At 57.8% G+C, this 12,249-nt stretch carries 8 protein-coding genes and 3 pseudogenes; 1 reads left to right on the top strand and 10 read right to left on the bottom strand.

The window, feature by feature from the left end:
- Window positions 1–269 precede the first annotated feature (269 nt).
- Together NKH71_RS28085 and NKH71_RS28080 are read right to left on the bottom strand one after the other, a co-directional pair.
- Complete coding sequence (locus tag NKH71_RS28085; RefSeq protein WP_352895535.1) at window positions 270–503, bottom strand: DUF6429 family protein; 234 nt, start codon at window positions 501–503, stop codon at window positions 270–272.
- 163 nt (window positions 504–666) lie between these two features.
- A pseudogene (locus NKH71_RS28080) lies at window positions 667–855 on the bottom strand (inositol monophosphatase family protein); the annotation flags it as partial.
- Between the two features lie 322 nt (window positions 856–1,177).
- Here NKH71_RS28080 and NKH71_RS28075 point away from each other — a divergent pair.
- Window positions 1,178–2,765 (top strand): annotated as a pseudogene (locus NKH71_RS28075) (adenylate/guanylate cyclase domain-containing protein).
- Between the two features lie 224 nt (window positions 2,766–2,989).
- Here NKH71_RS28075 and NKH71_RS28070 read toward each other — a convergent pair.
- The 8 genes and pseudogenes from NKH71_RS28070 to NKH71_RS28035 form a co-directional block, all read right to left on the bottom strand.
- A pseudogene (locus NKH71_RS28070) lies at window positions 2,990–3,157 on the bottom strand (type II toxin-antitoxin system VapB family antitoxin); the annotation flags it as partial.
- A 234-nt stretch (window positions 3,158–3,391) separates the two neighbouring features.
- Window positions 3,392–4,180: a 3'(2'),5'-bisphosphate nucleotidase CysQ gene (gene cysQ, locus NKH71_RS28065; RefSeq protein WP_352895539.1), complete on the bottom strand. Its 789-nt coding sequence runs from the start codon at window positions 4,178–4,180 to the stop codon at window positions 3,392–3,394.
- 10 nt (window positions 4,181–4,190) lie between these two features.
- The gene (gene cysN / locus NKH71_RS28060; RefSeq protein WP_352895534.1) at window positions 4,191–6,128 is read right to left on the bottom strand and encodes a sulfate adenylyltransferase subunit CysN; all 1,938 of its coding nucleotides are present in this window, start codon (window positions 6,126–6,128) and stop codon (window positions 4,191–4,193) included.
- 2 nt (window positions 6,129–6,130) lie between these two features.
- On the bottom strand, window positions 6,131–7,036 hold the full coding sequence (cysD, locus tag NKH71_RS28055) for a sulfate adenylyltransferase subunit CysD (RefSeq protein WP_352895533.1): 906 nt from the start codon (window positions 7,034–7,036) through the stop codon (window positions 6,131–6,133).
- Window positions 7,037–7,383: 347 nt separating this feature from the next.
- Window positions 7,384–7,824, bottom strand: a complete 441-nt coding sequence (locus tag NKH71_RS28050) for an O-antigen ligase family protein (protein ID WP_352895538.1) — start codon at window positions 7,822–7,824, stop codon at window positions 7,384–7,386.
- A 15-nt stretch (window positions 7,825–7,839) separates the two neighbouring features.
- The gene (locus NKH71_RS28045; protein WP_352895532.1) at window positions 7,840–8,703 is read right to left on the bottom strand and encodes a hypothetical protein; all 864 of its coding nucleotides are present in this window, start codon (window positions 8,701–8,703) and stop codon (window positions 7,840–7,842) included.
- Window positions 8,700–9,953 carry a tetratricopeptide repeat protein gene (locus tag NKH71_RS28040; RefSeq protein ID WP_352895531.1) on the bottom strand — a complete coding sequence of 418 codons (1,254 nt, stop codon included), beginning with the start codon at window positions 9,951–9,953 and terminating at the stop codon, window positions 8,700–8,702. The genes NKH71_RS28045 and NKH71_RS28040 overlap by 4 nt, the downstream gene beginning before the upstream one ends.
- The gene (locus tag NKH71_RS28035) at window positions 9,841–12,225 is read right to left on the bottom strand and encodes a GumC family protein (protein WP_352895530.1); all 2,385 of its coding nucleotides are present in this window, start codon (window positions 12,223–12,225) and stop codon (window positions 9,841–9,843) included. Before NKH71_RS28035 ends, NKH71_RS28040 begins: the two co-directional genes overlap by 113 nt.
- Window positions 12,226–12,249 lie beyond the last annotated feature (24 nt).

Below are 12,249 nucleotides of genomic sequence, written 5' to 3'. Positions count from 1 at the left end.
TGGCATGAGACCAAAGTGTACCTGAAACCGCCGGGCCTTGCCTTCGCAAAATTACGATTTAAGCAATAAGATCAATGATTTGGCGTTTGTGGACGGAAACTAGCTAGTGCCTTGACGGCCAGGATGCGCCCGTTGGCATAAGTGGCGAAAGAAGAATTTGGCCGCCACGGCGAGAGCATTGGCCGTCCCGCCTGCGGTCAGCGCGCCGCCACTATCGAAATTCAGCCAGGTGCGCCATCATCTCGCGGCGCCCTCCCAGCGCTCATGGCTCATGGCGCCGGACGGGTGAACAGGGTGCGGAATCGCTCCTGCGCACGCCGCAGTCCTTCATCTGTCAGAACCACTGACTTCGCCTTGTTTGCTGGATTCGCGATCAGCCCCTTCTCGTGCAAGCGATCCAGAGCGTTCCAATCCAAACCCTTCCAGGCGCGCCTCTCTTCATGCAGCGTCAGCCAAAGCAGGCCCAGAACGGCTTCGTCGATCTTGTCGGTGTCGATCTCCATGCAAGCAGCCTAACACGCGAAGGGCCTCTGCCACGATCCACACCGGATAGTTACTCCCTGCCACGAGCGTTCGGCTGAAAATAAGTGCTTCAACTCAGGCGTCGCGTGCGCGACGGCGTCGCTCGCGCGGGCGACGAGCCGGGGAACGGGGTTCACCGTCGTGCTAAGCGGCCGTGGCAGCCTTGCCGCTGGCAATGAAATGCGGATTGGCGAAATCCTCGTCGTCGCTCTGGTTGCGCTTACCGCAGGCGAGCGGCGCGCTATCCAGCGTGCGCGTCATGCCGCCGGCAGCGCGCAGCACCGCGTCACCCGCCGCGGTGTCCCATTCCATAGTGCGGCCGAAACGCGGATACGTTTGGCGGGACACTTTCTTTTCCGACGCGCTCTCCGGCCGCAGAAGTCTCAACCTTGCCAGAGGTGAATTTTGACCCCTGAGCGGTTATCGCGGAGCGCATTCCGGGCCACAACCGACTTTGCGACATCCCCCTCACTGATTCACTGCCCGTCTAGCGCCACAATGCGAAATCTGCTGTGAGGGTCGGGCTTAGCAACAACCGCTCAAGGTCGGTCCGACGTTGCAGGGCTGACGTGTTCTCATCGAGCCAAGACTGACTCTAGTACCGTGCCGGGAATGAGCTATAGTTCAGATACTGTGACGGCCGGGGGCTTGCACAATGGCTGGACTGGGTGAACAGATTGCGCGTCAGCAGCGCACCATGGGACCGCTCCTGGTGACGGCAGTGGTCATCGGCCTTGTCGGTCTGCCCGTCGCAGCCTGGGCTCGACCTCCGAGACCTATCGGAACGGATGCTGCGCAGGCAAGCCAGCGAAATCAGCCGGATCATCGACGAAATGCGCGGATTCTACGGCAGCGACGTCGTGGGACGCGTGCTGCAAGCTAACGGCGCCGTGACCGCGACGCACAACTATCGGGACGTGCCAGGTGCGATCCCTATTCCAGCAACCCTCTCGATCGAACTCGGCAAGCGCATCAGCGCTCATGACGGGTCGGTCAAATATCGGTTCGTCTCGGATCTGCCTTTCAAAGGTCGCGCGCCCCACCAGCTCGATGTCTTCGAGCGGAATGCAATCTTGGCTTTGCGCGCCAACCCGAAGGAGCCGATCATCGAAGTCTCGGGCTCACTGTTTGACCGGCAGGTCCGCGCCGCGGCCCCTGTCATAATGGGACAAGTGTGCGTGACCTGCCATAACTCACACCCGGACAGCCCCAAGACGGACTGGAAGGTAGGGGATGTCCGAGGGATCCAGGAGATATCAGTCAATCAGCCTATTGCTGCGAACGTGCTGACCTTCAAGTATCTGCTCCTATATTTCGGTTTCGCGGCGGCGGCGGGCCTGACGTTCATTCTCCTGCAGCGTCGGCAGTCCGCGTTGATTCAGGGCATCAACAAGGAGCTTTCCGAGGCAAACGACTTTCTGGCCGCGATTTCATTGAAGATCGCCAAATACCTTTCGCCTCAAATCTACAAAAGCATCTTCAGCGGCCAGAAGGACGTCACCATCGCAACCGAGCGCAAGAAGCTCACGATCTTTTTCTCCGACGTCAAGGATTTCACCGCGATCGTGGAACGGCTCCAGCCCGAGGACCTGACGCTTCTCCTCAACGAGTACTTCACCGAGATGTCGACGATCGCGCTCAAACACGGCGGCACCGTCGACAAGTTCATCGGCGACGCGCTTCTTGTGTTCTTCGGAGACCCCGAGACGCAGGGCGTCGAGGAAGACGCGAGAGCCTGCTTGCGCATGGCTGTCGACATGCAGCGTCGGCTGGAGCAGTTGAACAGGGTGTGGCATGACCGCGGAGTTGAACGGCCCTTCCGAGCTCGCATGGGCATCAACACGGGCTATTGCAATGTTGGGAACTTCGGTTCCGATGATCGGATGGACTACACGATTATTGGAGCCGAGGCGAACTTGGCGGCCCGGCTGCAGTCGATTGCCGAGCCCGGCGGCATCTGCCTCAGCTATGAGACTTACGCGCTCGTGCGCGACCTTGTCCGGGCGCGTCCATTAGCACCGATTGCCATGAAGGGGATCAGCCGGGAGGTTGTCCCCTACGAAGTCGAGGGCCTCCTGGGTGAACTCGCCCAGCGCCCTCAGGTCATCAGCGAGCATACGACTGGTCTCGACTTGTTCCTCGATGTTGAGGCAATCGACGAGAACGGGGTGGAGCGGGCGAAGAAACGACTTTCGGAGGCGCTCCTGGCCTTAACCATCCGAAGCAAGCCCGCCGCATTTTAGGTTCTTGAACGTGATCCAATCTGGACCGTGGCCAGCCAAGTAAAGTCCGGTTCAACACCGTTCAGCCGCGCCGGGTCCCGACCAGGAGTTCGCGCGCATCATCCTCGTTGGTCATCAGCGCCGTCAGGGCCGAGGCGTCGATGAACATCATCATTCTCGTACAGGCTGTCGCGAAACGCCTTGTCGGCGGGCCTGCCGTGATCAGGCTTGCCCCGGGCTCGCAGATCACGGCAGAACCTGACGCCGATCTCTACGAGGGACGGTCTAGCCTGTTCGCGCTCAAGCTCATGCTTGAGCGCGGCATGGACGGCCTCTGTCAGACCAGTCCTCTTAAGTGCGGCGACCCGGCGGGCCAGTGCGTCGGTCTCGGGATTTTTGATGTGGAACGCCATCACTCGCTCGTATAGCCGTTCAAGTGTATCGGTATACAGCAATTTGGATACACCGTGTGAAGGCCCCGCAGCATCGACCGGACACGAAGCGAATCGGCCACGCCGACCCAACTGTCGGCTGGATGGGGATCGTACCGCTGTGTTTACAGATCTCGAGCAGCATCTGAGGTCGCTTGCATAAGTCACTTGCAACACCCGCACTTTCGTACGGGTCTGGAACTGCGCAATCACCGTCTAGCCAAATCCAGCAGCCTTGCCGCTGGCGATAAAATGCGGGTTGGCGAAATCCTCGTCATCGCTCTGGTTGCGCTTGCCGTAGGCGAGCGGCGCACCATCCAGCGTTCGCGTCATGCCGCCGGCAGCGCGTAGCACCGCGTCACCCGCCGCGGTGTCCCATTCCATGGTGCGGCCGAAGCGTGGATAGACGTCTGCCTCGGCGCCGGCGACGAGACAGAATTTCAGCGACGAGCCGACCGAGACGATCTCGGCAGCGCCCAGCGCGCGGATATAGGCGTCGGTTTCCGGCGTGTTGTGGGAGCGGCTGGCAACGACGGTCAGCGGCACCATACCGGCCCTCGCCGAAATCGGCTGGCGATCGACGATCTCATAGTCGTCATTGATCTCGATCGCTTCCGCTTTGCCCGGCCGGCCGGAAAAGAAGCGGCCGGTGCAAGGCGCGAAGACAACGCCGATCTCCGGCACGCCATGGCGAACCAGCGCGATGTTGACAGTGAAATCGGTCCTGCGGTTGACGAACTCCTTGGTGCCGTCGAGAGGATCGATCAGGAAGAAGGCGTCGCCGAGATCCGGTGCCATGATGCCGGCCGAAGCTTCTTCCTCGGCCACGCACGGAATCTCGGGAAATGCGGCGCGCAGCCCGGCAAGAATAATCTTCTCGCTCTCGCGGTCAGCCTCCGTCACCGGCGAACTGTCCAACTTGCTGTCGACCGCACAGCCGGCACGAAAGACGCGCATCACCTCGCGCCCCGCCGCCAAGGCAAGGTGCTCGAAGACGGCGAGCATCGCTTCGTCGTCAGATACCGCCGCCGCTGTCATATTGGTCTTCGGCAATGTCGCGCTCGTTCAGCCAGTGTTCCAGGGCGTCCACCATCTCCTCGGCCGATTTGCCGAGTGTCTTGAGATGAATTTCGGGTTTTTCCGGCACCTCATATGGTGAATCGACGCCGGTGAAATTCTTGATCTCGCCATTCAATGCCCGCGCATAAAGACCCTTCGGATCGCGCCTGGCGCATTCCTCGAAGGGGGTGTCGACAAACACCTCGACGAATTCGCCGTCGGCCATCAATTCGCGCGCCATGCGCCGCTCGGCGCTGAACGGCGAAATGAACGACACGATGACGATCAGCCCGGCGTCGGCCATCAGGCGCGCGACTTCGGCGACGCGGCGAATGTTTTCGACACGGTCGGCGTCGGTGAAGCCGAGATCCCGGTTGAGCCCGTGCCGGACATTGTCGCCGTCCAGAATGTAGGTATGGCGCCCCGTGGCGAAGAGCTTCTTTTCGAACAGATTGGCGATGGTCGACTTGCCTGACCCCGAAAGCCCGGTGAACCAGAACACCGCCGGCCGCTGGTTCTTCATATCGGCGCGGGCGCGTTTGCCGACATCGAGCGACTGCCAGTGGATATTTTCGGCGCGCCGCAGCGAATGCAGGATCATGCCGGCGCCGACCGTGGCATTGGTGATGCGGTCGATCAGGATGAAGGCGCCGGTGGTGCGGTTTTCGGCAAACGGATCGAAGGCGATCGGCGACCGCGTCGAGATGTTGCAGATGCCGACTTCGTTCATCTCAAGCGACTTGGCCGCCTCATGGGCAAAGTCGTTGACGTTGACCCGGTATTTCAGGTCGGTGACGGTGGCGCTGGTCTGGTCGGTCTCGGTGCGCAGGATGTAGGAGCGGCCGGGCAGCAATGCATGTTCGTCGAACCACACGATGTTGGCGGCGAACTGGTCGGCGACCTGCGGCCGCGCTGCCGGCGACACCAGCATATTGCCGCGCGAGACCTCGACCTCGTCGTCGAGGACAAGCGTGATGGCCTGGCCGGCGACAGCCTGCTGAAGGTCGCCGCCATGCGAAACGATCCGCTTGACACGGGAGGACTTGCCCGATTTCGCGACGACAACCTCGTCGCCGGGCGCAACCGAGCCAGAGGCGATGGTGCCGGCGAAACCGCGAAAATCGAGATTGGGACGGTTCACATATTGGACAGGAAACCGGAACGGCAATTCGACCGCGGCCTCGTCGACCGAGACGGTTTCCAGATGTTCGATCAGCGTTGGGCCGGAAAACCAGTCCGTCCTATCGGAACGGCCAGTAACGTTGTCGCCATAGCGGGCCGACATAGGAATGGGCACGATCGACTCGAAGCCGAGATCACGTGAGAACTGCCCGTAATCGGCCACGATCCGTTTAAAGACCGCCTCGTCGAAGCCGACAAGGTCGATCTTGTTGACGGCGAGCACGATGTGGCGAATGCCCAAAAGCGAGGCAATGATCGAATGCCGCCTTGTCTGGCGCAGTACGCCCTGACGAGCATCGATCAGCACGATGGCGAGATCGGCGGTCGATGCACCTGTCGCCATGTTGCGAGTATACTGTTCGTGGCCGGGCGTGTCGGCGACGATGAACTTGCGCTTCGGCGTGGCGAAGAAGCGATAAGCAACGTCGATAGTAATGCCTTGCTCGCGCTCGGCCTCGAGGCCGTCGACCAGCAGCGCGAAGTCGACGTCGTCGCCGGTTGTGCCGTGCTTGCGCGAATCGCGCTCGAGCGCCGCCAGCTGGTCCTCGAAAATCTGCTTGGTATCGGAAAGCAGGCGCCCGATCAGCGTCGACTTGCCGTCGTCGACCGAGCCGCAGGTCAGGAAGCGCAGCAGCGACTTTCGTTCCTGCGCCGCCAGATAGTCGCGGACGCCGTCGGTCGGGGCGAGGCTCTTGGCCATGATGTGGCGCATACTCAGAAATACCCCTCGCGCTTCTTCTTTTCCATCGAGCCGGCTTCATCACGATCGATCAGGCGACCTTGCCGCTCGGAAGTGCGCGCCGTGAGCATTTCGCCGACTATTGCCTCCAGAGTGTCGGCTTCCGAGTCGATCGCACCGGTCAGCGGATAGCAGCCGAGCGTGCGGAACCGCACCATCCGGTTCTCCACCGTCTCGCCGGGCCGCAGCTGCATGCGCTCGTCGTCCCTCAGGATGAGCATGCCGTCGCGCTCGACGACCGGCCGCTCCTTGGCCAGATACAGCGGCACGATCGGGATGTCCTCCTGGAGAATGTATTGCCAGATGTCGAGCTCGGTCCAGTTCGACAGTGGAAATACCCTGATCGATTCACCGGCAGCGATACGGGTGTTGAAAATCTTCCACATCTCCGGCCGCTGGTTCTTCGGATCCCAGACGTGCTGGGCGTTGCGGAACGAAAAGATCCGCTCCTTGGCGCGCGACTTCTCCTCGTCGCGACGGGCGCCGCCGAAGGCTGCGTCAAACCCGTATTTGTCGAGCGCCTGCCGCAGCGCCACCGTCTTCATCACATGCGTGTGGGTGTTGGAGCCATGGTCGAAGGGATTGATGTTGTCGCGCACGCCGTCTTCATTGACATGGACCAGGAGGTCGAAGCCGAGCTTTTGCTGCATCTGGTCGCGAAAGGCGATCATCTCGCGGAATTTCCAGGTCGTATCGACATGAAGAAAGGGAAAGGGCGGCTTGGCCGGATAAAACGCCTTCATCGCCAGGTGCATGAGCACGGACGAATCCTTGCCGACCGAATAGAGCATGACCGGCTTGGCGAAAGCCGCGGCCACCTCGCGAAAAACATGAATAGACTCGGCCTCGAGCCGCTGAAGGTGCGTAACCGCGATGTTCATGGACTGTGAGCGTTCTTTCGTACCCATTTACGGAAGGGCCTGTATCGTCAACGGAGGCGACCTTTAGCCGCCCGGTTCAAGCTGCACTTCCGGATAATCTATTCTCGTGCAGGCGTTCTAGCAGATCGTTCCTGCCCAGACCAATGCAAGACAAGCCTGCGGCCGAATGGTTCGGGAATGAATTTTCCATGCAGCCGGCGAAATCGGGAAATTTCTGCTCAGCGACCAGTTGCGCTTGAGAGGAGCAGGAAATGCTGCCAGCGCTTGGGGGGCCTGAGGGCCGGGAGCCGGCTCGCCTGACAGCCGGCCGCCTCGTTCAGAGGCCGCCAGCCGCAGCGACGAGGTCGCTAGGACGAACTTCCGATGGGAACAAGTAGCTTGTCACCGTTGTGGTCGATCTCGATCATCTCGCTCTTGCGGCCCAAGCGTTCCGCAAATCCTTTGTGAAAGATGATGGCGTTCATATAGGCAAAGGTCATCGCCAACGCCTCGGTTCGCAGCGGATAGTCGACCAGAGAATGAATGAGAAGAAACGATACCGAGAGGAATGCGGCCTTCTGAAGCGGGTCGCGGCGAACCCTGGCCAATGCAGCAAAAAGCAGTGCGAAATAGCCTACCATAAGTAAGATAGCAGGAATTCCGCCCTCGAAGGCTATTTCAAGGTATTCATTGTGGGCATGATTGACGTATTGCCTGAAAATCATGCCCCCCCTTTCGTATATTTGATAGGCTTTTTGAAAATTTCCAAATCCGACGCCCGTCGCCCAATTGTCCTTGATCCCCTCGATCGTCGTTCGGGCGAATTATCCACGCCCGAACGCCGGATCTAACGCGTCCGCATCGATCTTCGTCCATGCGCCTATCGTGTAGGCCGTAAGCCCTGTGAAAATCAGCAGGATGGTAAGTCCACTCGCCCTGGAACGGGCCGAAAGAAAGACGACGGACAATATGGTTATCGCCAACCCGATCAAGACCCCGGCGCGTGAACCGGCAGCCAAAAGCAGCAGCAAAAGCGCGATCAATCCAACCGATCCCGACAAAAGGTGTCCGCGGAACAGGCCATAGTAGACGACGAAGGGGATAGACACAAAAAGCAACGCCGAAAAGTGGTTCACGTTGGCGAAAAGCCCTGCGTTAATGGTGAACGGCAATAGACCTACTATAGCGATGTTATCGGAGAGAGAATATTGAATCGACCCGGCCAGACCATTGCAGATAACACCTATGAAGAAAAATGGTAGGAGAGCGCTGACCTGTTCGGAGCGCAGGCGCAATACGCTTAAAAAAAATGCCGCTGATGCCAGCAGAAAGAACAGACACTCTACAGTCCGGCCAACTCCTACACTGACGAAGCGAAATGGGGGAATTCCAATCAGCCGGGCATCTCCGAGCAAAAGCTTCGGACGAACCCCATCGAATATGGCAGCCGGGAGTGGCACAATCTGAAGAACAATCAACGCCACCGCGAAGATAAGCAGCCATAGAACGGAACGCGAGATCCTTTGGCCGGAGGTCTGAGAAAAGACCACTGCCGCCGAGATAATCACCACGACCTGGATTAGAGTATCGGTATAAAGGCCGCTTGCAGTACCGCCGCCAATGAGCAGGGATATGAACAAAACCGACCCAAGGAGATATTTATCCCATTCGGATGGCCGATCGCTCAAGACGGATTTCTCTCGATGCTCAATTTGTGCATTACCAGCGTACCGACATAGCGAAATCGCCAGCTCTCAGCAATGGCCGAAGTCTCCAGCCTCAACAATTGCATTCGACATGTGTCCGGACCGATTGAAAAATCCCCGCTCATGGTCTGCCGATTGAATGTACCCTCGGGAATATTGAGGCGCGCGATTTCACCGGCCGGACATCTAAGAGACCAGAACAGTTCCTTCGGAAGCTTGAGGTTTCTGGCAGACGCAATTAGAGAAACCTTATAGGATCCAGGAGGCAGCTCAATGTACTGTTGAAGAGCCGAATTCTTCACCGGCGTGTTCAAGAACCGGACCATCGCGCCGCCCTCGCCCTCTACCGCGTTCTGGGATGTTGCAAACGTCACCTCCAGGCCCGACTGGTCGCGAACCTGCCAATCAAACGGCCTGTCTCTGGATATCGGTTCGAACGTGCTGTTGAAAATATATCCGCCTAACTTACGCTCCTGTTCAGACAGGGTGAAAAGAAACAGCCGATACGCTTGTTCATATTCCCTCTGGCGGATGTAACCATTGATCACGATGGATAGTTCGCCCGGTTTCGGCGGCGCGGCTGACTCATTCAAATCGAGCAGCAGCCGGTTTGCGTAATCCAGGCCCTTGGGATCATTGGCAAGGGCCACGAAGAGGCTAGGCCTCCAGGGCGTCTCCGCCGTGATTGCTGCCAGCATGGCGTTGTATCCGTCGGGATTCGCAAGAATCGCCGGCAGGCCACCGACGATCGCCGGAAATTGGTCCGGCCACCGGCGCAGCAATATGTCTATCTCGCCAACGGCCTTTGACAAATCACCTATCTCGGTCGAGTGGCCAATAGACCTCTGGAGGGCATGGATTTCTGTTTTGGATAACTTACGAGCCTGGTCGAACAGCTCGTAGGCCTCGTCTTTTTCGCCTTGCCGGTATTTGATCTCACCGACCAAGCTATAGAGGCGTGCGTCGGCGAGGTTGAAACGGAGCGCGTCCCTAGCCTCGGCAAGCAAGGCATCGAGGTCCGGAGGATTATTCGCATCGTTCAGATCACCGGCAATTACGCCTATCAGAGCATCGGCGTTTAATGGATCCAGTGCAAGCGAGATGGTTGGCGTTTCGGTCTCAAGAAATCGACTTAGCCCGATCGAGGAAGCCACCAACACCAGAACGGATGCGACGAACCAAACGCTTATACGCCGCAGATTTTGCATAAGCGGGCTGGCCTGCTCCATCATCGACTTTGCCCTCAATCCTCGGAGTACTCGTGTCCGTGCCGTAGTTGTAGTACTGATAGTTCATGTATTTATAGGCGTAGTTATAGTCGAATTTGTTCACAGCAAACTTTGACATCGCGGCTCCCACTACATTTGCGCCGGCAGATCGCAAGCGCTTCAGCGCAGTCTTGGCCGACTTGCGCGTCACCTGATTGGTCGAGATGACCATCAATGTGCCCTCGGCGAGCCGGCTGAGAATAGGAGCATCCGAAAGACCAACGATCGGTGGCGCATCGATAATGACAAGATCGAAGCGCTTGCCGAGATTGGTTATGATCAGAGCCATCTTCGGAGAGGAGAGCAGATCCGCAGGATTTGGTGGGATCGTTCCAGAGGTCAAAACGGTCACATTAGGGTATTTCGTCGCCCTGAAGATATTCGTCAGATCTTCCTTGCGAACGGTATTTGTCAGAAGATTGCTGAGCCCAATCGTGTTGTCGAGACCAAACAGGCGATGAAGGTTCGGCTTCCGCAGATCGCCGTCGACAATGAGAACTCTTGCGCCAAGCGCTGCAAAATCCTGCCCAAGCTTGAACGAGGTGGTCGACTTGCCTTCCGAAGGTTCCGAACTCGTGACAACCAGCGATCGTGGCGCGCCTTCCGCACCTGAAAATTGCAGCGAGGTTCGAAGCGAACGATAGGCCTCCGACAGCCCTGACTTCTGATCGGCAATGCTGGCTGTGAGTTCCCGGTCGTCTACGAGTGGCAAGATGCCGAGCATCGCCAATCCAAGCTCTTTTTCAACCTGTTCGGGATTGGTGAAGGTGTTGTTCAGCAGTTCGATAACATAAATGACAGACGCGCTCAAAGTCATGAAAAGAGCCAGCGCAATCACAAGATTGACACTCAAGCGCGGCGAATATGCGCGATCGGGCACTGCCGCGAAATCGACGATTGCGGCACTCTGCGTCTTCAGCTCAGAGCTAACGCCGACCTCGTTCAGTTTGGCAATAAGGTTGTCATATTGTGACCGGTTAGAATCAACCTCACGTTTCAAGATCGTGTATTTGATGTTCTTATCGTTGAACACGACCTGCAGCTTTTCCATTTCAGCAAGTTTGCTCCTGAGATCAGCTTCTTTGTTCTGCGCCTCCTGATATTTCAGCCGTAGCGAGTCAGTTATGGCCAGCACGCCGTTGTTATAGAGACGCTGCAACTCCTTGATCTGCGACTGAAGCTGCTGCATTTCGGGAAAGCCGGGCTTGAGAATGCCCAGCTTCTGTTGGTATTGACTAGTCAAATCCGCCAGTTTCTCACTGAGATTTTGTAGGCCTTCGCTTTCCAGAACGGGGGCCAGGCTCGATCCGCGACCTTTGTCAATCTGGTCCACGACACGTCCGGCATCGAGACGATCCTGGATCGCTGTCGCAAGCGCCGTATTCAGCGCCTCTATGTTCGATCCTATAAGCGATTTGTCATCGCCGGTTATCGTGATGCCGGCATCCTTCGCATACGCGACCAGCTCCTCTTCGGATTTCTGAAGCTTTTGCTTTACCTGCAAAACCTGTTCCTGGATGAATTGCCTTGCCAGGTCCGAGGTCTCGCTAGTTTGGTCGAGGCGTTGATCAATAAAGCTCTGCGCAACCTGATTGGCTATATCACTCGCATATTTCGGATTCTGATCAACAAAGGTGATCGAGAGCAAGCTCGTGTTGGTGACCAGATTGACCGTGAGGTCGTCTAGAATACGCTTTATCGCAATTTCCTCACGTTCTTCCGGCGTCTTCTGTTCAATGGAAGGTGACTTGGAGATTCCGAAGGCACGATAGAAGATATTGGACAGCGAGAAGTTTGGCGTAGGGAAAAGGAAGTCCGGTTTTTCGCTCAGACCCAATTGGAACACGACGCGCTGTGCCAAAGCGCGGCTTTTGAGCTTTTCACGTGCGGTGAGAAAGGCCCGTACATCTGCATTTTCAGAAACGACCTCGATGTCCTGGAAGACCTTGGCGGAAGGGACCAGCACTTCCAATTGCGTTGTTGCCTGGTATCTTGGCGTCTGCATCATCGTAACAATGAGGCCCGCGACAAGCCCGGCTGCCACCATCATGACGAACAGCCACCGATACTGGACGACGTAAAAGAACAGCTTGAGCGGATTGAAACCCTGTTCCTGCTCCGAATAATCGCGACCGTAGGGGCTGTAGTTTTGCCCGCCGTCATAATAAAGGTCGGCGGACAAGGCTTGGCCATGTCCTGGACCTGCAATTTGATGCTGCCTGTTGCGATCGAGCATGGTGCGAGGTGTTCCTAGATTCGA

It is taken from the genome of Mesorhizobium sp. M0983, assembly GCF_040318975.1.
Classification (GTDB): domain Bacteria; phylum Pseudomonadota; class Alphaproteobacteria; order Rhizobiales; family Rhizobiaceae; genus Mesorhizobium.
This window is presented reverse-complemented; position numbering and strand designations above follow the sequence as displayed.